The sequence below is a fragment of the Paraniabella aurantiaca genome, assembly GCF_050309965.1.
GTDB lineage: Bacteria > Bacteroidota > Bacteroidia > Chitinophagales > Chitinophagaceae > Niabella.
The window spans coordinates 1,522,277-1,544,601 of sequence record NZ_JBLOSY010000002.1 but is presented as its reverse complement, the minus strand read 5'-3'; the positions used below and the strand labels follow the sequence as shown (position 1 = coordinate 1,544,601).

At 42.7% G+C, this 22,325-nt stretch carries 20 protein-coding genes; 5 read left to right on the top strand and 15 right to left on the bottom strand.

The genetic code is table 11. The annotated features are described in order from the left end of the window. Positions 1-19: 19 nt before the first annotated feature. From ACLOAU_RS20705 to ACLOAU_RS20660, 10 genes are all read right to left on the bottom strand, one after another. Positions 20-958 carry a glycoside hydrolase family 43 protein gene (locus ACLOAU_RS20705; protein WP_427863807.1) on the bottom strand — a complete coding sequence of 313 codons (939 nt, stop codon included), beginning with the start codon at positions 956-958 and terminating at the stop codon, positions 20-22. Next, positions 958-1,998, bottom strand: a complete 1,041-nt coding sequence (locus tag ACLOAU_RS20700; RefSeq protein ID WP_427863806.1) for a family 43 glycosylhydrolase — start codon at positions 1,996-1,998, stop codon at positions 958-960. The genes ACLOAU_RS20705 and ACLOAU_RS20700 overlap by 1 nt, the downstream gene beginning before the upstream one ends. Next, the gene (locus ACLOAU_RS20695; protein WP_427863805.1) at positions 1,995-3,620 is read right to left on the bottom strand and encodes a family 43 glycosylhydrolase; all 1,626 of its coding nucleotides are present in this window, start codon (positions 3,618-3,620) and stop codon (positions 1,995-1,997) included. Before ACLOAU_RS20695 ends, ACLOAU_RS20700 begins: the two co-directional genes overlap by 4 nt. A 10-nt stretch (positions 3,621-3,630) precedes the next feature. After that, a complete protein-coding gene (locus ACLOAU_RS20690) occupies positions 3,631-3,795 on the bottom strand; it encodes a hypothetical protein (RefSeq protein WP_427863804.1) in 165 nt (54 codons plus the stop codon). Between the two features lie 201 nt (positions 3,796-3,996). Further along, the gene (locus tag ACLOAU_RS20685) at positions 3,997-5,997 is read right to left on the bottom strand and encodes a RagB/SusD family nutrient uptake outer membrane protein (protein ID WP_427863803.1); all 2,001 of its coding nucleotides are present in this window, start codon (positions 5,995-5,997) and stop codon (positions 3,997-3,999) included. Positions 5,998-6,026: 29 nt separating this feature from the next. Further along, a complete protein-coding gene (locus tag ACLOAU_RS20680; protein WP_427863802.1) occupies positions 6,027-9,206 on the bottom strand; it encodes a SusC/RagA family TonB-linked outer membrane protein in 3,180 nt (1,059 codons plus the stop codon). Between the two features lie 281 nt (positions 9,207-9,487). Further along, positions 9,488-10,852 (bottom strand): glycoside hydrolase family 88/105 protein, encoded by a 1,365-nt coding sequence (locus ACLOAU_RS20675; protein WP_427863801.1) that lies wholly within the window; start codon positions 10,850-10,852, stop codon positions 9,488-9,490. A gap of 24 nt (positions 10,853-10,876) precedes the next feature. Continuing rightward, complete coding sequence (gene rhaM, locus ACLOAU_RS20670; RefSeq protein ID WP_427863800.1) at positions 10,877-11,191, bottom strand: L-rhamnose mutarotase; 315 nt, start codon at positions 11,189-11,191, stop codon at positions 10,877-10,879. Positions 11,192-11,326: 135 nt separating this feature from the next. After that, entirely contained in the window at positions 11,327-12,748 is a 1,422-nt protein-coding gene (locus tag ACLOAU_RS20665; RefSeq protein ID WP_427863799.1) for an arylsulfatase, read from the bottom strand. Positions 12,749-12,757: 9 nt separating this feature from the next. After that, positions 12,758-13,225, bottom strand: coding sequence for a universal stress protein (locus ACLOAU_RS20660; protein ID WP_427863798.1), 468 nt, complete (start codon positions 13,223-13,225; stop codon positions 12,758-12,760). 51 nt (positions 13,226-13,276) lie between these two features. Between ACLOAU_RS20660 and ACLOAU_RS20655 the strand changes: the two genes are divergently transcribed. Continuing rightward, on the top strand, positions 13,277-13,792 hold the full coding sequence (locus ACLOAU_RS20655; RefSeq protein ID WP_427863797.1) for a DinB family protein: 516 nt from the start codon (positions 13,277-13,279) through the stop codon (positions 13,790-13,792). 7 nt (positions 13,793-13,799) lie between these two features. On the opposite strand, the gene ACLOAU_RS20650 is transcribed toward ACLOAU_RS20655, so the two are convergent. From ACLOAU_RS20650 to ACLOAU_RS20640, 3 genes are read right to left on the bottom strand one after another with little or no spacing between them, the layout of a single operon-like run. Beyond that, positions 13,800-14,564 (bottom strand): TIGR03915 family putative DNA repair protein, encoded by a 765-nt coding sequence (locus ACLOAU_RS20650; RefSeq protein ID WP_427863796.1) that lies wholly within the window; start codon positions 14,562-14,564, stop codon positions 13,800-13,802. Between the two features lie 11 nt (positions 14,565-14,575). Next, entirely contained in the window at positions 14,576-15,829 is a 1,254-nt protein-coding gene (locus tag ACLOAU_RS20645; protein WP_427863795.1) for a putative DNA modification/repair radical SAM protein, read from the bottom strand. Positions 15,830-15,880: 51 nt separating this feature from the next. Continuing rightward, the gene (locus ACLOAU_RS20640; RefSeq protein WP_427863794.1) at positions 15,881-16,390 is read right to left on the bottom strand and encodes a pyridoxamine 5'-phosphate oxidase family protein; all 510 of its coding nucleotides are present in this window, start codon (positions 16,388-16,390) and stop codon (positions 15,881-15,883) included. Between the two features lie 186 nt (positions 16,391-16,576). Here ACLOAU_RS20640 and ACLOAU_RS20635 point away from each other — a divergent pair, with 186 nt between their 5' ends. The 4 genes from ACLOAU_RS20635 (at position 16,577) to nfi (ending at position 19,120) form a co-directional block, all read left to right on the top strand. Next, positions 16,577-17,335, top strand: coding sequence for a DUF5995 family protein (locus tag ACLOAU_RS20635; RefSeq protein WP_427863793.1), 759 nt, complete (start codon positions 16,577-16,579; stop codon positions 17,333-17,335). Between the two features lie 254 nt (positions 17,336-17,589). Next, complete coding sequence (locus tag ACLOAU_RS20630; protein WP_427863792.1) at positions 17,590-17,781, top strand: hypothetical protein; 192 nt, start codon at positions 17,590-17,592, stop codon at positions 17,779-17,781. Between the two features lie 83 nt (positions 17,782-17,864). Then, positions 17,865-18,404, top strand: a complete 540-nt coding sequence (locus ACLOAU_RS20625; RefSeq protein ID WP_427863791.1) for a lipocalin family protein — start codon at positions 17,865-17,867, stop codon at positions 18,402-18,404. Between the two features lie 11 nt (positions 18,405-18,415). Continuing rightward, positions 18,416-19,120, top strand: coding sequence for a deoxyribonuclease V (gene nfi / locus ACLOAU_RS20620; RefSeq protein ID WP_427863790.1), 705 nt, complete (start codon positions 18,416-18,418; stop codon positions 19,118-19,120). A 262-nt stretch (positions 19,121-19,382) separates the two neighbouring features. Here the strand turns inward: nfi and ACLOAU_RS20615 are convergent, their stop codons facing one another. Both ACLOAU_RS20615 and ACLOAU_RS20610 read right to left on the bottom strand, forming a co-directional pair. Next, the gene (locus ACLOAU_RS20615) at positions 19,383-20,801 is read right to left on the bottom strand and encodes a phytoene desaturase family protein (protein WP_427863789.1); all 1,419 of its coding nucleotides are present in this window, start codon (positions 20,799-20,801) and stop codon (positions 19,383-19,385) included. A 71-nt stretch (positions 20,802-20,872) separates the two neighbouring features. Then, complete coding sequence (locus ACLOAU_RS20610; RefSeq protein ID WP_427863788.1) at positions 20,873-22,321, bottom strand: MBL fold metallo-hydrolase; 1,449 nt, start codon at positions 22,319-22,321, stop codon at positions 20,873-20,875. Positions 22,322-22,325: the final 4 nt, after the last annotated feature.

The window sequence follows — 22,325 nt, the reverse complement described above, 5'->3', positions numbered from 1 at the left end:
TAGACGTTTTCTATAGCTCTTACCGGTAATTTTTAAACCAGTCGTCAAATTCTTTTGATGTAATGGTGAAAACAGTGCCATGCCTGATTCCCCCGGGCATTTGAATTTTATCCGATACATCATTCCAGGTCTTTAAGTCGGTTGAAGAAACGGCTCCGTATCGATGGTCTCTATATTTATCAAAATAGACGATCCATTCTTTTCCTTTTAACAGTACGGTAGGCCCCTCCGCCCAGTAGTTACCGGTGATCGGCGCCGAGGGAGCAGAATAGCCTGTATGTATATTTTTACTGGTGGCTACTTTTATATTTTTCTCTGCTCGCGGCAATTTGGTTTCATCCTTGAGAAACATAACATGCTGACCGTTCCTGGATTGGATAGTGGCATCAATCACGGTAAAGCCCTTATCGTACAGCACTTCGGGACTGGTGAATGTTTTAAAGTCCTTGGTAAAAACATAATACATCCGGTGATTATAATTGCCATCGCCGGAAGAATCGGTTTCAGGATACTTACCCGGGATGGTTGTTGCCCAATAGATCATATACTGTTTTTTCTTTGAATCGTAGGTTATTTCAGGCGCCCAGCAATTTAATGCGTTAACATGCTCCATAAGCGGAATATACTTTTGTTCGCTCCAGTTAACCAGGTCAGCTGACGAAGCATACCCTATTCCCTTCTCATTCCAGCTAACGGTCCACACCATATGAAACCGGCCATCGGCTCCCCTGATCACACAGGGGTCCCGCATTAATTTGTCCTTGCCGGCCGTGGGTGTCAGAAACGATTCATCTTTTTTCAAAGCCGTCCACTTATAACCATCCCTGCTGTAAGCCAGGTGCAATCCATCCTGCCCGTTGTTTTTAAAGTAACTGAACATATATACCGGTGTTTGCGCATTTGCTACAACAGTTATTGTCAACATGCTCAATAATAAAATCAGCTTTTCTCTTATCATTACTTCCTGCTTTTTAAGGGTTGTAAACGAACAGAAACCGGCTGATCCCTGTCACAGGTGATCTCGCCGTTCCTGTATTGTAATTCTGCCACCTGTATCACGCTTCTTTTATCTTCAAAGCTTCCTTTTGCTACCGGCTGATCCTTTCCCCGGCCGGGATGTGTAAAATAGTAAACATAGGCTTTATCCCCGTTCACCACCACATCGCAGTGTCCGCCAATAGCCTGATCGTCTTTGCCCCTGCCTGGCTGCTCCAGTATTCTTGAGGACCGCTTTTTCCATTTCAACAGATCAGGGCTGGAAAATATTTCCATTCCTTTCCAGGCGTCGATGATCATGAAATACCGGCTTTTCCAGTAAAAGACTTTTGGTCCTTCTCCTCTTGCGGCGATCGCCTTCCCCCTGTCTTCCCATTTATAAAGATCCTTACTATCCGCATAATAGATACTCTTCCCATCTTTTTCATTGTTATACCACATACGCCACAGCGAATCATTGATCTTATAAACAGAAGCGTCAATAACTTTATCATTTACCAGCTTCAATACCGATTGATAATTCCAGTTCCTCAGATCGGCGCTGGTCAAATGTACTATGACACGTGGGTGCGCCCATCCATTAAATGTACCCGGAACATAGGTTAAATACATATGCCAGGTACCATTATGTTCAATTACGTCCGGAGCCCAATGCGTATAACCCTGATCCGGCCGATAGTTAATATTTGCAGTATCCAGGTAACGCCATTTGCTACCATCTTTGCTCTCTGCAATACCAATGCGTGTGCCGTGAACCCATTGCACGGTAGTATCATTTAAGGAAGCCCTGCGGTTGGTATAGAACATCCACCAGCGTTGTTCCTTTTTATTGTAAACGATAACAGGATCTGCGGCACCATGATGAACCGGATCATCGTATACAGGCTTTGGGGCTGCTTTATTCTGCCCGGCTACATTACCATTGGCCAGCAATAGCAGTACCGGTATTATGGTGGCTTTTTTAAAAACCCGATGTATTTCTTTTATAATCAGACAGGTCATAAATCAGTTTCCTTAATTAAAGTAACATCATCTACACAGCAAAATGCAGTGGCTTGTCCTTCACCAACAAAACCCACCTCCACGTTTCCGCGGGTCACTTTTATATTTTTAATCTCTATCTTTTTCCAACCCTCATCAGCGGTAATATAATTCAAAGCCGGATTACTATCCCCAGTTTGTGCATACATTTTTAATTTTGAAGTTCCGGGACTGAGCTTGATCATTGCTGTCAAAGTATATAATCCGTTCTTTAGTGGCACATAAGGTGTTGAGGTAATAATCTGTGATATTTTCCTTTTAAAAGGAATGCGGTCGCTGATATAAAGGCTCTTTTCCCCCGTTACCGTTTTCCGGTCCGACAATGTATTAAAATAGTTCAAACTGGGTGAAGTGGCACTGTCCAGCGATACTTTATTCCCTTCTATCACTTCGGTGGTCCAGCCCAGCAAAAAGGTTTGAACCGGTTTTACATGGCTGGGAATCCGGTTACGATCTGCTTCAAAACTACCATTGGATACATAATTATTATCTCGGGCCACTTCCCATAAACCGGTTGTAGCATCCAGGTTCCAGGAGCTTAATGAATTGAAATAAAGCACGTCATTTCTGAAGGAAAGCGGGAACCATTGGTTATAGCCCAATCCATTACCGGCAAAATTAGCCCAGCGATCACCACAATACAGCACTGTTTCTTTTTGACTTCCTTTTACATTAACAAAAAAACCAGTTTGCGTTATATGCGCATAATCTTTCTCGCTACCCTCCATTACCTGCATATCATTAACCGGCAGGTAAGGTCCGCGTATATGATCAGCAACCAGGTAGTAAGCAAAAGAAGCATCCCATCCATAAATATTAGAAGCCGCCATATAATATTTACCCCGGTACTTAAACATGCAATTCCCTTCCCGGCTGGCACCTTTAAACACTTCGGTACAATCCAACAAGCCCACTTTCCCATTCTTTACACCAATTTCAGAAACATAGATCCGGTTGCGGCCCCGGCCATATGAATATACCAGGTACGACTTACCCGTATCGGGGTCGGTAAAGACAGTTTGATCTCCTGTATTAGGCGTACCTATGATCGGCTGCATATCAATTAACTGGTGCCAGCTAAAGACACCGGCAGGTATATCGGATAACGCCACCAGTACCTGGTTTCCAAACTGAACAAACATAGCGTACTTATTTACTTCTTTCACGTACACCACACCTAAACGACCTACCCAGGTAACCTTGCTTAATTTTTCTAATGCTTCACGGCTCAGCACATCACCTTCGCTCTTCCAATTTACGAGATCGGTTGATGAGTAGCAGGTTACTGACTGGAAGGTCGCATTGGGTAAGGTAATCGAAGGATCTTTTCTGTATTGATTGGCTTCTTTATAATGTACCCCATACCAATAATATTGCTCCTGGTTCGTTGCAGGGTCTTTAAACCGGAATATACCGCCACCCTGGCTGTAAACAGGCTGTCCTTCTTTTGTATCCCAGAACACATCGTTTTTAATGTTCTGCATCTGCGCAGCTATATCGGCGGATAAACCAAAGTATAAACCAACGGAGAGCAATATTTTATTGGCTATCCAGTTAAAAAAAGATATGTCTGTTAATTGCATCAAACTGTTTTTATTTTAGCGGCGTCAGGGTAACGATACCTGAAAGCCCTGACGGGAGCGATTTCCATTGACGAATAACCGGCCAGGCTAACCGGGCATTTATTTCACCTGCGGCCATCAACATAAAGGTCATGCTGCATAATACAGGCCTGTCCCCCCTTTCTTTAAAAATCATTAGTACCATTTAGCATTTACAAAAATGACGGTCCTATCTCAATCGTTATTGTACAAAAGCATTAGCTTTTTCATCAATTATTAATAAGCTCTCTCGTAAAAATAAGCTTCTGTATCGCCCAGCAATCCTGAACTATCCTGTGACAAAGCAAAAAAAAATGCCGCGGTTTAAAAGCGGCATTTTTCTGACCATTATTATAACTCAATACCCTGGATTTTGATAATTTTTCATCTGATCGGGCGACATGGGTTGTCCGCCAATTTGCTGAGCCACCATCTGCAGGTATGGAATGGGCCTACGTTTATGGTAGGTAGCAAATGAAGGACTAATATCTGCGTTATACAATTTTGTTCTTTCAAACAATGTTTCGGTACGAACCAGGTCTTCCCACCGGTAAAATTCGCCACAGAGTTCACGGGTTCTTTCATTCAGTATAAAATGAATAAACCTGTCAGGCGTTGATGTTACTGTTGGCGGGTATAGCTCGCTGGGTGCGTTAGTAGTAAACAATGTAGTAGTAGCCGTATTAGTAGCTTCTGTGCTGGCTAAATTGTTAGGGCCACCCAAATATTGCCATATTTGCGGGCTACGTGCTTCATTTGCTTTGTAAGCAGCCCTCTGCCTAAGCCTGTTAACATATATTAACGCATTTGTATAGTCTCCTTTACGACCGTAAGCTTCTGCTATAATCAGGTAAGTTTCTGCAAGCCTGGCATAAGTACCATTCCTGATACCCTTAGCCTCATTATTGGTATTCGTTAAGCGAACAGGGTCAGACATCTTCCACATAGTGAGATACTTGTTATTATTAAAATCACTCGTAACAGGGCCACCCGCAGTAGTTTGTTTATTCCTTGCAAACACAGCGTAGTAGCGCATTGCAGCTATTTGCGATGTTAATAGCGGAAGATTAGGAGGATTAACGATATATAAACCGGCCGTATCTCCCAACATTACCTTAGGCAAATTAACCAGGCCGGGAGCAGGAGCATTTACAGCTGTCCAGTACAACGCCGGCGAAGCACTTTGCGCAGGTATTGCAGCATTCCGGTAATAAACAGTCTGGAAGGTTTTAAAAAAACGGGAATCATTGATTTTATCAAAAATATCAATGGCGTAATCGGTTGGGCGCAATCTTCTAAATGGCCGTCCGTTAAAGAAATCTCTGGTCATACCGGTCACTCCTGCATCATACTGCGATGGATAAAAAAGATGGGTTTGGTTATTGGCACCGCTACCAACCAATAAAAGGTTAGAGCTGAACTGAGCGGCAAAAATAATTTCATTGCTTGCGTTGTTTGCTTCAATTTTAGCCTTACTGCTAATCGGTGGCGTACCTGCCTGGCCTAACGGTGCTATCGTACCATCAGGATAAGCTGCGTTAAATAAATTGCCAAAGTCGGCCTCCAGCGTATGGCCACTATTTAGTATTACCTCATTGGCATAATAGATGGCACTATCCATATCGGTGGACTTTTGCCCCCGCTGTTCCGTCACCGCACTACCCCTTGTAAGATATACTTTTGCCAGGTAATGATTCACCATGGCTTTTGTAACACGCCCCCTGTCAGCAGCTGTATAGCGCCAGGGCAAACCGGTTACGGCTGTTGCTGCTCTCAGGTCGGTAATGATCTGTGCATACACGTCAGCTTCGCTGGCCCTCGGAAATTCGTACTGTGCTTCTTTAGGCACGGTTAATACCAGTGGCACCCCTCCCAATTGCTGCAGCAAATGAAAATAGTAAAACGCCCTTAATCCTTTTAACTCGGCTATTCTCAGATCTTTTTTAGCCTGCGTACCCAAAGTGGTAGATGCCGGGTTGTCATATGCCGAAATTAATTCGATGCCCTGGTTACAGCGGCGAATACCGGCGTAATTGTTGGTCCAAAGCCCGTCAACAAACAGGTCATTGGCATTCAGGTTGGCATCGTAATCATTGTACCTTACATTATTAAACTGATCTCCCTCGCGAAATTCGTCCGTTCCAAAATTAGACATGGCATAAGATTGCTCACCTGTAAACTTCCATTGTAAGGGCGCGTAGGCAGACTTTACCAGATCTTCCAACCCTGCATCTGTTTTATAGTAGTCTTCTGTAAGCGTACTTACCAACTCTTCTTTAATAAACTTGTTACACGATACTACCGCTGATAAAAAAAGAACAACAACAGCGCACTTTATATATAGCATTAAATTCTTCATTGTATTACATTTTAACCTTTATAAAAAACTTACAGATCAACTCTTACTCCTACCACATAACTTTTAAAACTATAAGAGCTCGGGCCTACCTGGCTGGTAGTATTACCCGGAAACTCCCTGTACGGTACCGTTTCAGGATCATAATCCTTATCGCCATTATGTATCAGGAAAGGATTAACCGCAGTTACATATACGGCCAGGTTGTTAGCATTTATTTTTGACGTAAATGCCTTCGGTACCCGGTAAGTAAGCGTAATATTTCTTACCCGTATAAAAGTTGCCTTCCTGTAAGTGAGCGCTTCCCAATAAAGCGGGATATCACTGGTTTGCGTAGGTTGCTGGTAATCGTTGGAGGGGTTAGAGGGGGTCCAGTAATCAACTCTGTTAGATTGATATCGACCTACCAGGCCCGGCCTTGGTACGCGATACAATCCGCCTACCCGGAAATAAGTAAGAAAGTTAAGTTCAAAATTTTTATAGGAGAACGTGTTATTGATACTGGCTATGAAATCCGGGTTATGAGACCCTAATACTACTTTGTCAGCATTACTGAAAGTGGAATCCCCATTGGCGTCCAGGATCTTTATTTTACCTGGCAAAAAGGCTGTATTGGTTTTACCATTTTTGATCCAGTATAAAGAAGAAAGGATACCTCCGGATGCGGTATCACTGTACTGAAAAATACCTTCTTTTTTATAACTCCAGTACACCTGCAGCGGTTGGTCTAATATCCAGAGATTGGCATAGTTACTGTTACCCGATCCATCAATATCTACCAGTTTTTCTATATTCCTCGAAAACATAAAATCGGTGCTCCATTTAAAATTGGCATTGTCAATATTCCTGGTGCTTAGCGCTACTTCGATACCACGATTATTCACCTTACCTAAGTTCACCGACAGGTATCCCACTCCATTCGCTGCGGGTATGGATTTATCCTGTAGTTGATTAACGGTATTGGTGTTATAAAGATCAATGGTACCGGTGATCCTATTCTTTAATATGCCGAACTCTATACCCAAATTCGTGGTAGTGGTTTTTTCCCAGGTAAGCGTGGGCACCGCAAAAGTTGCGGGAGCCGCGCCAATAGCAGGAGTACCATTGCCCCAGCTGTAACTGGTAGATGCTAAAGGTCCGCCTGTACGATAAGGAGCAATAGAAGCATTACCCACCGTACCAATGCCTAAACGCAATTTTGCATAATCGAATACATTTTGCGAGGCGAAAAAACCTTCCCTATCTAACTGCCAGGCTAGTGATGCTGAGGGGAACCAGGCTCCGGTACTGTTAACCGCAAATACAGATGAGTTATCGTAGCGATTGCTTAAGGTAAGCAAGTACTTACTCCTGAAACCATACTCTACCCTTGCCATATAAGAAAGGTATTTAGCTTCAGAAAAATTACCGCTGCCCGTTACTGTTGCGTCTGTATTCTTTTGCAAAGAATACCATTTCTGAGATTCAAAGATCAAATTATTGGCACTCATAGTCGCAGTATCTGTCCTGTTCAGGCTCTGCATTTCATGTAGTAGTGTGACATTAATAGAATGATCAGATTTTATATTGGCACTATAGGTCAATATATTATCATATACCCAGGACGAGCTGCGCACATCCGTCCGGGATGCGTTGGCCGGACTTCCCAACCTGATGGAGGATTGGGCACCATTGAAAGTGCCCCGGTTTGAATTGCGGATATCCGCGCCAAACATCGTCCGGTATTTAAGGCCTTTAAATAAAGTAACCTCGGCATACACATTACCAAAAACACGGTTGGCCTTGGTTTGATCCATAACAGTATTACGGTCATTAATGGCACTTACAATTTGCTGGTCTCTATTGGGAAACATCACCCAATTACCCGCACTATCGTAAGGGGTCACCAACGGTATCATACCGTTAGCATTTCCATAAGAGCTGGTGCTGGTATTGGTAATGCTATGTATAAAGTTGATAGAAGTACCAAAATTCAAGAATTTAGTAGGTTTAAAGTCTACCGAATTACCAATGGAGTAACGTGTATAATCCTGGGCGTACTCAATACCTGTTTGCTTAAAGTAGCCTGCATTTAAAGACGACCTGATCTTATCACTTCCTCCTGTTACAGAAATACTATGATTATCTGTAGAACCGTTTCTTAACCCTACTTCATTTTGCCAGTCAAAGCTCTTTACCTTTGATGGATCATACATGTCAACACTATCCAGCTGGGAGGTTATTCCAAGTCCCCTTAACAAATCTTTCTCAGCGTCGGTTGTGGGTCGCTTACGCGCCCTGAAAACATTATTGGACGGATCGTATACATCCCAGGTATAAGCATCTTTAACAGAGTTCCACTGCTCGATGCTACCGAAACGCGTCCAGAAAAGAGCAATATCGTTGATTGCGGTTGGATAATAATATAGTGGATTGGTAGCTGATGCGGTACCCCTGTTTGCGGTATATTGCCTGTCGGCAAAGAAGGCCTGTCGCCAGGCATCAGCAATTCCGGGACCGTCATATATGGGCGCCTGCCTGATAATCTGATCAACCGATTTGCTACCCATATAAGTAACATTCACTTTACCTGCTTTTCCTTTTTTAGTAGTGATCTGCACCACCCCATTGGCGCCGCGCACACCATAAATAGCCGTTGCCGATGCGTCTTTTAAAATATCTACCGACTCAATATCGGCAGGATTCATGTCATCAATGGTATAAGTTACCGGGAATCCATCTACCACATATAGTGGTTCATTACTGGCATTGAGCGATCGGTTACCCCTTATACGTATGGTGCTTCCACCACCAGGCCTGAAACTATTAGGAGTAGCTACCACACCTGTTACACGGCCCTGCAAAGCCTGCGTAAGATTGGTGACCGGCACACTACGAAGATCATCTCCTCCGACCGAGGCAATAGCGCCGGTAACATCACTCTTTTTACGGGTTCCATAACCTACCACCACTACCTGGTCCATTTCAGCAGCTTTCTGCCTGAGCACAATATTCAATTGTGCTTGATTCACTGTTACTTCCTGAGTTTCATAACCTACGCTGGAAATAATCAGCGCCGCGTTCATGGGTACATCAATGGCAAACTCACCTTCTGATCCCGTGGCGACTGTAAGCGTTCCGCCTTTTAGTTGTACGGAGGCGCCTATAACGGGTTTGGCATTTTCATCTAATACGTTACCTGTAATTTTTGTGGCTTGCTGGGCCTGCGACATAAAAGGGTTTATCCAAAAAAATATTGCACACAGCAATAAGCAACAAGAATACCTGCGTCTTTTCATATGACTGTTTGGTTTAAATTAAATAATCGTTAGAAAGTACCATACAATGTAGCTAATAAAGAAAAGCCAACTGTCCTGAACCATCCTGCTTAAAAACACAACTACTTCATTTGCATATAAGTTCTTTAAAAGATTATTTGATCAAGCTTTTAAATCAGATGAGCACAAAAAAGACGTGCTGCATGCAACACGTCTTTACAAAAGAAATAAGATTACTATTTCTTAATCATTTGTACGGCACTATCATTAATTTCAAAAGGGTGTGCCTTAAGTAACCGGTACATTTCAGCTGCGGCCAATAAAACCGGGCCGTAACCGTGGGCTGCAAAGTTATTTACAGGCCGGTAGTAATAAAAGGCGGGATCAAAGCCCATGCCCGTTCCCACGCAGGTGCCTTCCACCTGGCCATTGTCTGCAACCTTGGTAGCCACTGCATTCCATGCCAATATCACCATGGGGCCGTAAGCTTTTGCATCCAGCCACCCTTTATTAATGGCACGTGCTATGCAATAAGTATATATAGCAGTGGCTGATGTTTCCAGGTAAGAATCATTTCTATTCAGCAGCTGGTGCCAGAATCCTTTTTTATCCTGCAAAACCGCCAGTCCGGCGACATGCTTTTTCAACATTTCTAAAATTTGTTTTCTCCCCGGATGCGCTTCCGGTAAAGCATCCAATAATTCAATCTTTGTCATAATTGCCCAGCCATTGGCACGTGCCCAATGAAACTGCGGATGTGGCTCCATGCCCTGCACCCAGCCATGCATGTATAGATTATTATCTGTATTAAACATACGTCCGGCAAACAACTGATATTGCTTTACAGCCTCATTAAAGTATTTGCTATCACCGGTTAATTTCCCCATTTGAGCCAATGCCGGTAAACTCATATACAGGTCATCCAGCCAAAGCGTGTTGGGCAAAGGCCTGTTTCGGGCTAATGTACCATCACTTAGCCGGAATTCTTTGGTCATTATATAATTAATAAAATTATCGATCATGGGTCTCACTGCACTGGCATCAGCACCTGCATTGATCGCTTTAATCATAGACGCACATAAAGACCCTGCATCATCTAAAGCATGAGGTTGCATCACTGACCTGACAGGAGTAGTCACATCCGCTTGCTTTGCCTGTAAGGCTTTATAATACTTCACAACATTTCCCAGAAAATTGATCCTGTCAATAGAATATTGAGCATACCGTTTATCACCGGTAGCAGCAGACGCTTCCAGCATACCCGTATAAGTTACTCCCCATTCATAGCTGGTAAGCCGGAAATCTCCCTTTTTTAAAACCGAATGCTCATCTGCTTTAGACAGCTCTACTGCTGCATCAGTTTGCTTATTGGCCAAACTCGCCGGCGTTACCGCATTCAGATAATCATACACACGATCCAAAACCTTTTTTACTTTTTCCGGCGTTGTTTCACCATAAGGTATATCATAGTCTGGTTTCATCAGGTGTAAGGGCATCGTGGCGTCATTACCTTTACCGCTCACATATTGGGCAGATACCTGTGTTGCAGCAAACATACCGAATCCGAACAGCAGGGTTGTTTTAATTTGACCGGACAACATATTTTTTGGTTTAAGTAGAAAACACTAAGGCATGTAGAACACCTCTTTTAAAGGAACAGACAAGGGTTCGTTATCTGGATGGGTTTCCATGATATCAGCCATATAGGCCCACCATTTTTGCATAACAGGCTGATATGGCAGTTGGTCCATTGTTTTTCCATCTGCAAGTTTTAATACCCCAAACAGGTCCAGGGTTTGAGCATCCAGGAATATAGCATAATCACTCACACCGGTTTCATGTAAAAGCGCGCTCAGTTCGGGCCATATCTCATCATGCCGTTTTTTGTACTCATCTTCAAATCCCGGAAACAATTTCATCTTAAAGGCAATTCGTTGCATACAAGTGGTTTATCTTTCAATAAAGAAAGGGCAAATGATGGCTCCCATACATCGCAATCGTTCCTTATTGGCAACAAATTAAATCTTCATGGTGAACAGCCCATCCTGAACTGTCCTGAACAAGCTACCCGCCTGCTACTTCCTGGTATGCTGAAAAAAAGGAAAATCTTCATTTTCAACATGTTCCTTTTTCATGATATCAGCTATCCGTGCTGTAATGTCGGGGTGGGCCGCAGCTTTGTTATGTTGCTCCGCCGGATCGGACCGAAGATCATATAACTCTATTGGCCCATCAGGACGCGCCATTGCATTCAAACGTATCCCTTTCCAGTCGCCCATACGAACAGCCTGCTTACCGCCCTGCTCATGAAATTCCCAGTACAGGTAATCATGTTTTTTCTGCGGCTGACTTTTTAATTCCGGAACAATAGATATACCATCCACCGGTGATGCAACTTTAACACCAGCCAGATCTGCGAAAGTCGGCAGCAGGTCCCAGAAAGCACCCGTGAAGTTAGAACGGCGACCGGCTTTAATAGTTCCCGGCCACCAGGCAATAAAGGGTGTGCGTACGCCACCTTCATACAGGTCGCGTTTCACTCCTTTTAAACCAGCGCTACTATTGAAGAATAAAGGATCATTACCACCCTCTTTATGAGGCCCGTTATCACTGGCGAAAAGGATCAATGTGTTATCTGCTATACCTAAGGCCTCCACCTGTTTCCTTACTTCGCCTACATATTGATCTAATCGGCCAACCATGGCTGCATAGGCAGCATGTGGATACGCCTGGGGTTGATACCCTTTTCCCTGCCATCCTGTGGCAACCGCTACCGGCTTTTCATCAAACACTTTTATATAGTGTGCCAGTAAAGAGTCGTTGGCGGGTAACTGCAGGGCAGCATGCGGAAGCGTGTAGGATAGAAAAAGAAAAAAAGGATGTTTACTATTTTTTTGAATAAACTGTTGAGCTTTATTATGAATTACTTGTGCAGCATAAACGGTTTGGTTGGCGGTAGTATTGGGTAAAGACACTTTTGAACTGTTGTGCCACAGATGCTCCGGGAAATAATTATGGGCCAGCGACTGGCAGTTATAGCCATAAAACTCATCAAAGCCCTGTTGATTAGGATCGCCTGAAGTACCTACAAAACCAAGTCCCCACTTGCCAAAATCACCGGTAATATATCCTGCTTTTTTCATAATCCCGGCAATAGTAACTGCTCCTTCCGGCAACGGCCACTGACCTTCCGGCTGGGTAGCCTTATTACCACGGATAGGCGTATGCCCGGTATGTTGCCCTGTCATTAAAGATGAGCGGGACGGAGCGCATACTGAAGTGCCTGTGTAAAACTGGTTAAACAGAAGTCCGTCTTGTGCAAGCCGGTCGAGGTGGGGCGTTTTGATCTTTTGCTGTCCGTATACTCCCAGATCACCGACGCCCAGATCGTCAGCCAGTATCAGAATGATATTAGGCTTTTTTTGTTGTGCGTTTGATGTAGAATAAAACCCCGCCAATAAAACAGGTAGAAAAGAAAGCAGCCATTTGTATTTCATCGTTATAAACTATTTATTTTCGATTGTTGGGATAACTAATATAGGTATCTGTGCTTCATGTAATATCCGAACGGAAGTTTCTCCGTTTAACAATCTTGATAAACCGCTATGTTGATGTGTTCCTATTACGATAAGCTCTGCCCCGATTTCCCTTGCATAATTAACAATTTCATCTTCAACCGTACCTAAAAGCACTTTTGTTGTTAACGCTCCGAAGTTTAGATTTGCCTTAATTTTATCTAATTGCTCTTCTGCTATATTCTTATGCGCCTCTATGAGCTCCAGCTCATTGGGAAGAACGGCTGTTTCGATACCTCCCAAAGGATCAACCAGGTTGGGTGCGATATAACTACCCACTGATGCTATCACATGAACGAGGTGCAGGTCTGACGCAAATTTACCGGCCATTTGAACTGCTTTATCAACTACCAGCTCTGTGTGACTTTGTAAATCCAACGCTGCTACAATACTTTTCATATCAAATATTTTAAAATTTCAGCTACTTTAGTCTTATATAAAGCTACTACTTTGAAACAAGATAAAGAAGTTTGGTTAAGAGGTGAACATTTTGCAGGCATTACGCAACTTCTTCAACCGGTTGCCCATGCACTCCTGCAGGCCAGTGAAGAGCTTGCAATTATTATGCAAAATTTTAATGATGAGCTTTTATGGGCTAAACCGGCAGGTTGCGCGTCTCCCGGGTTCCACCTGTTACATATTTCCGGCGTTTTGGATCGATTACTTACTTATGCAGAGGGTAATATGTTGACTGATGACCAATTGGCTTACCTGAAAAAGGAAACCGAAATACAGGAACTATCATCTTCCGACTTAGAAGACCGATGCCAACAGCAGATCAAAATAACTTTAGATCGATTGAAAAATTTTTTACCTGACACACTCACTCATCCCCGTTCTGTTGGAAGAGCAGCCCTACCCTCAACCGTGATCGGGCTTTGTACGCATGCCGCTGAGCATACGATGCGACATATAGGACAACTTATGGTTACGGTAAAGGTTCTTAACTACCAGCCAGCTTCCTGACCTTATGTTATACCTGCTTCTCTGTAAGGTATTTCCAATATCTTTTGGGTACATGCCGTACATGTAAACGGGTGTTTTTCCTGGATGCAATATTGGTACTTTTAAAATAATCCTGCCACAACGCCGCATACAAGGCTTCCTGCTCATCTAAGGTAACAGCATCCGAATCCACCATACCAGATGAAATATCCAATACGCTCAATTCTATTTCACTGAGATTTTGCTTATCGTAATAAGCACCGTACCGGCGTTTGTTATCGTAGATCAGCCACTGTTGATCTGCATACCGTTCTTTAAAAAAACGGGTAATCAGAGGGAGCACATTAAAGTCGGGTTCCATAGTAGCAAAGTATAACTGTTCCTTACTTTTCTGAAAACGTATAAAGGCCTTCATGCGATGCTTTTCCCGCTCAACTTTTTTGGCCACCTGCGTTATAAAAAGTATATCTCCATCGCCGTAATTGCTCATTACGTCGCCACTATTCCGAAATACATTCACCATTAACCGGAACAATTTATCATACACTTCCGGCATCTCCGATAAATAAGCCACGTATATCTTTCTGGCCTCAATGGCGGGCAGGCGGCTCATTAATCCTTTCCAAACTCTTTGCGCACTGGTATCATTGGTATTTACATGATGAATAATACCAAAAACAGAATTTTGGTAACTGGCAGATGGATATAGCCGGGCATTAAAGTCCTTTCTTTCAAAACAATCAAATACAGCCGTCAACATCCCTTTAAAGCTTCCGTCAAAAAGATATTCCATATAAGCATGTTTTAAAACAATTGCAATTGAGCATCATGCAAACTTTTATACTTACTGTGCCCACCACTAAGAATTAAGGACTTTATTTCATGGGGTTGCAGGTGGCGCAGGCTTGCATAAGAATCTGCACAATAAATAAAGTATTGAGCCCGGTTATAGGCTATGCCTATTTTCTTAAGCTGATGCACATGTAACTTTCCAAACTTACGGGCTGATACAATATGTTGAGCGCTTTGCCTGCCAATGCCGGGCACTCTGATGATCATTTGATAATCGGCGGTATTAATATCAATAGGAAAAAGATGCAAATTGCGTAACGCCCAGCTTAGCTTAGGATCTATATCCGTATCAAGGTTGGGATGGCTGGCATTTAGTAACTCCCGCACTTCAAACCCATAAAAACGCATCAACCAATCTGTTTGATACAACCGGTTTTCACGCAATAGCGGCGGCGGTGTTCCTAACTGCGGCAAAAGCGCAGCTGTATTGGGTATTGGAATAAACCCACTATAATAAACCCTTTTCAGAGAAAAGTTTTTATAATAAGCATTTGCGGTCTGTATGATCTGCATATCCGACTCCGGTGTTGCGCCAACTACCATCTGTGTACTCTGACCAGCGGGAACGAAACGGGGCACTTTCTTAATCAGCTTCCTGTCATCCCTGAATTGAGCAATTTGGTTTTGTACAAAATCCAATGGTTTTTGAACGTCCAGATGGCTTTTATCAGGCGCTACCAGTTTCAGGCCCTCTTCGGTAGGCATTTCCAGGTTAATGCTCATCCGGTCCACATACAGGCCTGCTTCTTTGATTAATTCCTCACTCGCTTTGGGTATGGTTTTCAGATGAATATAACCATGATATTTCTCGTCAACACGAAGCTTTTTAACTATACGTAGAAGACGTTCCATAGTATAATCAGCATTTTTAAAAATGCCGGAACTTAAAAACAATCCTTCTATATAATTACGGCGGTAAAAATTCATAGTAAGCTGCACTACTTCATCTACCGTAAAAGCAGCACGTTTAACATCATTACTTTTCCTGGAAACACAGAAGGCGCAATCATAAATACAATGATTGGTGAGCAGAATTTTTAATAATGACACGCAACGCCCGTCTTCCGTATAGGTATGGCAAATACCATTGGAAGCATTCCCGATGCCGCCTTCATTTTTCCGTTTGCTGCCACTACTGCTACAACTAACGTCATACTTAGCAGCATCTGCTAAAATGTTTAATTTTTCACGTAATCTATCGTTCATATAAATTCCTCCATTAAAAACGCTGGATAACATTATGAACGACAGGATATACTATACGTTCAATTTCCCTTCAACACCATCACTGTTATCGGTTTTTTGTCCTGTTACAGCGGCCCAGGCAAAACTGGCCAGCGTTACCAGCTTCCCTGCTTTTGTATCCCAGTAATAAGTATCACCTGGCGCTACTCTTATAATGGTTACATTCGGGTCGTCTTTTCCCTCTTCAAACCAGGCTTTGGCAATGGGAGACCATTTTTCTTCTATGGTTTCCCTATCTGTATAAATAAAAGCGTCGCCAAAAACAGAAAGGTATTCATGGTTGCTATTATTCATAAAAAATAGCTGCACCCTTTTGTCATCGCCTATTTCAAAATTCTTGTTACTGTCAGCACTGCTTATAAACCAAAGATTTCCTTCTTCATCACACTCCTGCAAAGACATAGGTCGAGCAGCTAAAGGCAATTCATCCAACTGCGTGCAAAACATACAAACGCGTGCTTTTTCGGAGAGTTCTTTTAATTTTTGAGCAGCTTCCTGTCGGGTTAAATTTTCTGTAGACATAAAGTTTAGAGTTTAATTGTCTCTCTTATGCATAAAGCGCGCCAAACCAATTTCCTCGTCTTTATTTCTTACTTCCTATGTAAAAATACAGATTAAAACTAAAATATTTAGTAAAATATTATGCTATATTTTTTAGTTTTTATTATTTTCCAACTTATCGTATCTTTAAATAACCAATTCTGCACTATGCCCTATCCAAATATTAACGCCGTAATTGTTGATCTTCAGTCAATAGTCAATCATTGTAAAAAAAATAACCTCAGGGCAGGTTACTTTGCTGCACTTTATTTGCGAATGACACAGGCTGTAAAAGAAGGCATTACTAACGGAACTTTTGAAGATCCCTCCCGTATGGAGCAGCTGGATATACATTTTGCTGCGAGGTATACCGATGCATGGAACAATTTCCAGGCTCAGCAGCCTTGCACCCAATCATGGCAATATACACTTAACAGCAGTCCCAACAATAATAATATTGTGCTGCAGCATTTACTTTTAGGAATTAATACACATATCAACCTTGACCTAGCTATTGCGGCTGCAACTATTGCTCCCGGCACAAAAATCTACGAGCTTGAAAAAGATTTTAACGCTATCAATAATATTATTGCCGGCCTTATTGACGATGTACAGGAATGTCTTTCACAGGTGTGGGCTCCGATGCGGTTTCTGGCGCGTGTTATCAATGGACGCCATGAAGCCGTTTTAAATTTCAGTATTGATAAAGCCAGGGCAACATCGTGGAGCAATGCTGTATTATTGGCTAATATGACCCCGGCTCAGCAGGAGCAGCATATTGCAGCGATGGACAACCTGGTGGTAAAGCTTGGAAAGAAGATTGAGCAACCTGGTCCCTGGGCTATTTATCTTTTAAAACTGATCAGGAAAACAGAGTTTGATGTACCCGCCAGGACAATAGGTTTGATTGAGTCGGTAGTTATGTAAGTGCAAAAAATATTAGCCGCAGGAGGAAAAGAGAAGCGGAGATAACGCAGGGTAATGAATTTATTTTATTAAAAACATCAAGTTATGCTTAAACTGCTCGTTAGTTCCATTTGCACCTTTGCGCATATTCTGCGCACTTCTTTTTCTGCGGTGATTTTTAGCCAGAAAGAGCTAACATTAATTTCACCTTCAACAAGATATTCCTCCTTACACTTAAACAGGATATTTGAATTATCTTTGAAAAAACTTAACCCATGATACAGGTGAATATACATGCAGGAGGACACGCCAATTACCTGGAAAAGCTAGCAACCAGGCTACAGGAATGGATCAAAAAAATCAACAGGGATCCCGATCTCTCGCCGTTAGAAAAAGCGGATGCCCGAAAAGAAGCCAAAAAGTCGGTTCAGAAAGACAAAAAAGAAAGCCTTAAAAACTGTTATTAATTTCAGGTCTTCTCCTTAAAAATACCTGCCTGCCTGTTTCGGCTTAAATATTGCATTACACTTCGTTACTAATTTTAAGGCAGATGAAGAAGAAATATTTATGGATTGGAGCAGGTGCATTAGTTGCAGCAGGAGCTGCTGTATATTTAGCAGGATGCAGAACCATACCCAAAGGGATTAATGCTATTACCGGTTTTCAAAAAGAGCGCTATCTGGGTAAGTGGTATGAAATAGCCCGGTTTGATTTTCGGTTTGAGAAAAATATGAGCCGGGTAACAGCAGAATATAGTACCAATCCTGACGGCACTATCCGGGTAAAAAATTCGGGTTACGATAATAAAAAGTATAAACAAAAAGAATCAATAGGTAAGGCTAAGTTTGTTAAGGATGAAGATATCGCTATGTTAAAAGTATCTTTCTTCGGTCCGTTTTATGCCGGCTACAATGTGATTGCCATAGACGACAACTATCAATATGCCCTGGTTTGTGGAAAGAACAGGGACTACCTGTGGTTACTTTCGCGCGAGAAAACAATGCCGGACAGTATCAAAAACCAGTACCTGGATATTGCCAAAAATGCCGGATTTAATATTTCTGAATTAATCTGGACACAACAACAATAACCCAGGAAGCAATGTTGTCAATCAATCCGGATCAATACGATCAATTAACAGCTTCTGAAGCAGTAGCATTGCAAAAAGAACTGAGAACTAAAATAAACCTCTCAGCACTCCAAACACCCATCCGTTTAATAGGAGGCGCTGATATTTCTTTTAATAAATTTGAAGACACGGTTTACGCCGGCATTATTATACTGAAATATCCCGGGATGATACCTGTTGACCGGGTATCAATAGTTGCTACCACCCAATTTCCATATATATCAGGTTTATTGGCTTTCAGGGAGATACCGGCACTTCTAAAAGCCTGGAATAAGCTGGATCAAAAACCAGATGTTATTGTATTGGATGGGCAGGGTATTGCACATGAAAGGCGATTGGGTATTGCCACTCATTTTGGATTGCTTACCAATACTCCTTCTGTAGGATGTGCCAAAACCCGGCTAACAGGTACTTATACTGAACCTGCTGATATTCCGTTTGCCGAAAGTCCTTTATTTCATAAAAATGAACGCATAGGGACTGTACTTCGCACCAAAATAAAATGTAACCCTGTTTTTGTTTCGCCGGGCCACAAGGTCAGCATCGACCAAAGCGTTGACATCATTAAAAACTGCACCCGCAAATACAGGATTCCCGAACCTACCCGGCTCGCTCATTTACTAGTTAATGAGATCAGGATCCAGCACAGAGAAAATAACATTCCGCCTTTGTTCTAGAATACGACCCAGCCCCGCTCTAGTCCACCTTGCACCTTATTAATTCCAGCCTGGAATAGGTCATTTCATGGAGCGTTCCAGGCAGATTTATCTAAAAAAAACAGGCACTGAACTTATAAAACAGCCCATTCATCGAAAACCAAACTAACAACCCACTATGATGCTCTATTTTTACAATGGTTTAGAGGGCTAGAGTGGGCTACGGTGCTTTTCCAGGCAGGACGTTCGCCCCTCTTTTTTTTATCTTCACCCCGTTGTTTTGCTAAAACAGGTCCTTCAATATAGTTTGGGCTGCATGATACCCGCACATGCCGTGAACACCTCCGCCGGGCGGCGTTGATGAGGAGCATATATATATTTGTTTATCGGATGTGCGGTAAGGCGTAAGACTTAAACTCGGGCGTGTATATAGCTGACGAATGTCTATAATACCGCCGTTGATATCTCCGCCTATATAATTAGGGTTATAAGTTTCCATCTGTTGGGCGTTCATGGTATGCCGGGCTAATATCATTTTTTTAAACCCCGGGGCAAACCGCTCTACCTGCTGTTCTATTACTTCAGTCATATCAGCTGCTGAGCCGTTAGGAACATGGCAATAGCCCCAGGCGGTATGCTGCCCGCCAGGAGCCCGGGAAACATCAAACAGGCTCTGTTGTGCCAAAAGCACGAAAGGTTTATCAACCATTTTTCCTGAAGATGCGTTACTCTCAGACAAAGCGATCTCTTCAAATGTTCCCCCTATATGAACGGTAGCGGCTTTTCTACATGGTTCTGCCAGAAAAGGAATAGGACCACTTAATGCCCAATCTATTTTAAATACCCCCATCCCGTAACGATAACGCTGTAGCTGGGATCGGTAAAATGAATTAAAACGGTGACCGGCTATTTTTAACAGTTGCGCAGGCGTTACATCAAATACGAGAGCACGCGCCCGTGGCAACTCATCTACCGATTGTATCCATTGCCCCGTTTGAACCGTTCCACCTAAATGCTTAAAGTAGGCAGCCATTGCATGGGCAATAGCCTGCGATCCACCTTTCGCCATAGGCCAACCTTTGATATGCGCCGCAGCCGATAATACTAATCCTATTGCAGCCGTACTGACGTTGGTGAGCGGCTGAATAGAGTGGGCAGCCATGCCGGCCCAAAGCCCTCTCCCTTCTTTCGTTGAAAATTTGTCGGCAATAGCCGATGCCGAGCGCAGCGCCTTTAATCCAAACCGGGCCAACTTAAAGGGATGGGCGGGAAAACGTAAGGGCGCCAGGATATTGTCGATAATAAAAGGCCAGTTTTCTATCACGGGTCCTATCAGGTCTAAATAAACCTGTTCGTCTTTACCTAAAGCCTTTGCTGTATCCCCGATTGAGTTGGTAACATAAGCCGCATTTCCTCCATCAAAAGGATGTGCTGCCGCAATGGCAGAATGAACATACTCCAAACCAAAGTCTGTTAAAGGAAGCGATGAAAGGAATGGAGAATGTATAGCCATGGGATGAATAGCAGAGCATACATCATGTTGAAAACCGGGCAGGGTTAATTCACTGGTTCGTAAACCTCCTCCTACCTGGTCCTTGCCTTCTATCAGTAATACTGAATGACCGCTTTGCTGCAACCTAATGGCAGCTGCCAGTCCATTGGGACCAGATCCTACTACTATAGCATCATACTTAACAGACATGAGATAGATAATTCCAGGTATAGTTAATTAAATCGTCAATAATAATACCTATAATATTACAAGCCTTAAAACTAATGATCAGTGCTTTTTTTATTTTTGATGCGCGTTACATCTTCTCCCAAATCCAGTATGGATAGCTGGGGATATTCCTTCCTTATAATACTGGTAGCAATGGACGAGCGATAACCCGACGCACAGTGCACTACTATGGGCTTATTCTTAGGAACCTCCGCTAACCGCTTCTCTAATTCCGGCAAGGGTATATTTACAGATGAAACAATGATGGGGTCTTCGTCGTATTCTTTTTTATTACGCACATCTATAATAGTGTAATCGTCTTTATCATTCAAAGAAAAAGATTTACCATTTAAAAATACCGGATATGGTTTCTTTACTGTATAAACAAATCCGCCTTCTATATTGGATTCATAGCCGATTTTTGCAAGCTTTTTTACGGCTGTATGAAAGGCATCCTTATCCTGTACTGCCAGGTAGAACTTTTTATCCGGAGCGATAACAGTTCCAAGCCAGGTTTCAAACTTCGTACCCTCCGGTACATAAATAGCGCCAGGATAATAGGCTTCCTGTATATCACTTTTTGGCCTGATATCAACTACCAGGGATCGCTCCGGAGGTTGAAAATTTTCTTGCCGCAGTTGAACCTTCCTGATACCTGGTTGCACATCGCCGGCTCCCGACCGGTTTAATTCAACATCATAAGGAAAATACTTAGGTATAAAGGGAAGATCTTTTAAAATAGAGGCTACAAAATCCGATTCATTCGCATGATGAAAAGCATGATTATTCTTCTTCTCCTCTCCTATGGTACTGGATTTAACATTACGAATAGCATTACCACAAAGCGAGCCGGCTCCATGCGCCGGGTAAACGATTACTTTGTCATTTAAAGGCAGGTACTTGGTTTGCAAGGTCTCATACATCGCTTTGGCGAGGCTGATCCTTTGCTCATTTTCATTGTTGCCATATTCCCGTAAATCAGGCCGGCCTACGTCTCCAAACAACAGCGCATCTCCCGTAAAAACAGCCTTATCAATATTATTCTCTCTTAATACAATAGAAATACTGTCAGGTGAATGCCCCGGCGTATCTAATATTTTTAACAGGAGATGATTATTTAAAGCAATTACATCGCCATCTTTTACCGGATGATGCGGGTATTTCGCCTGCAGCTTCTTACTTGCGTATATACGCGTTTTTAGTTTGCGGTATATTTCGGCATGGCTGCTTACAAAATCTGCATGCGGATGGGTTTCAATAACAGCAACAATAGCAGCATTATTCCGGTCTGCCAAGTCATAAAAGGGTTGCGGATCCCGCCAGGGATCTATCAACACAATCTTTTTATCGAACAGGACAGCATAAGTGAATTGCGAGAGTCCTTCATCTGTAAATTGCTCTATATGATACATACCCGTTGTTTTATTCACCATGAAATGAGGAGCCAGCATTCCCCAACCAGCCATTGAAGCACCATTCTTTAAAAATATTCGTCTGTTCATGAAC

Bases quoted from the DNA above. Each gene is read 5' to 3' on its own strand.
- ACLOAU_RS20630 (WP_427863792.1), top strand. From the start codon at position 17,590: ATGATACAGGTGAATATACATGCAGGAGGACACGCCAATTACCTGGAA.
- ACLOAU_RS20675 (WP_427863801.1), bottom strand. From the start codon at position 10,852: ATGTTGTCCGGTCAAATTAAAACAACCCTGCTGTTCGGATTCGGTATG.
- ACLOAU_RS20700 (WP_427863806.1), bottom strand. From the start codon at position 1,998: ATGACCTGTCTGATTATAAAAGAAATACATCGGGTTTTTAAAAAAGCC.
- ACLOAU_RS20690 (WP_427863804.1), bottom strand. From the start codon at position 3,795: ATGATTTTTAAAGAAAGGGGGGACAGGCCTGTATTATGCAGCATGACC.
- ACLOAU_RS20650 (WP_427863796.1), bottom strand. From the start codon at position 14,564: ATGGAATATCTTTTTGACGGAAGCTTTAAAGGGATGTTGACGGCTGTA.
- ACLOAU_RS20680 (WP_427863802.1), bottom strand. From the start codon at position 9,206: ATGTCGCAGGCCCAGCAAGCCACAAAAATTACAGGTAACGTATTAGAT.
- ACLOAU_RS20610 (WP_427863788.1), bottom strand. From the start codon at position 22,321: ATGAACAGACGAATATTTTTAAAGAATGGTGCTTCAATGGCTGGTTGG.
- ACLOAU_RS20635 (WP_427863793.1), top strand. From the start codon at position 16,577: ATGCCCTATCCAAATATTAACGCCGTAATTGTTGATCTTCAGTCAATA.
- ACLOAU_RS20615 (WP_427863789.1), bottom strand. From the start codon at position 20,801: ATGTCTGTTAAGTATGATGCTATAGTAGTAGGATCTGGTCCCAATGGA.
- ACLOAU_RS20695 (WP_427863805.1), bottom strand. From the start codon at position 3,620: ATGCAATTAACAGACATATCTTTTTTTAACTGGATAGCCAATAAAATA.
- ACLOAU_RS20685 (WP_427863803.1), bottom strand. From the start codon at position 5,997: ATGAAGAATTTAATGCTATATATAAAGTGCGCTGTTGTTGTTCTTTTT.
- rhaM (WP_427863800.1), bottom strand. From the start codon at position 11,191: ATGCAACGAATTGCCTTTAAGATGAAATTGTTTCCGGGATTTGAAGAT.
- ACLOAU_RS20625 (WP_427863791.1), top strand. From the start codon at position 17,865: ATGAAGAAGAAATATTTATGGATTGGAGCAGGTGCATTAGTTGCAGCA.
- ACLOAU_RS20660 (WP_427863798.1), bottom strand. From the start codon at position 13,225: ATGAAAAGTATTGTAGCAGCGTTGGATTTACAAAGTCACACAGAGCTG.
- ACLOAU_RS20640 (WP_427863794.1), bottom strand. From the start codon at position 16,390: ATGTCTACAGAAAATTTAACCCGACAGGAAGCTGCTCAAAAATTAAAA.
- ACLOAU_RS20705 (WP_427863807.1), bottom strand. From the start codon at position 958: ATGATAAGAGAAAAGCTGATTTTATTATTGAGCATGTTGACAATAACT.
- ACLOAU_RS20665 (WP_427863799.1), bottom strand. From the start codon at position 12,748: ATGAAATACAAATGGCTGCTTTCTTTTCTACCTGTTTTATTGGCGGGG.
- ACLOAU_RS20645 (WP_427863795.1), bottom strand. From the start codon at position 15,829: ATGAACGATAGATTACGTGAAAAATTAAACATTTTAGCAGATGCTGCT.
- nfi (WP_427863790.1), top strand. From the start codon at position 18,416: ATGTTGTCAATCAATCCGGATCAATACGATCAATTAACAGCTTCTGAA.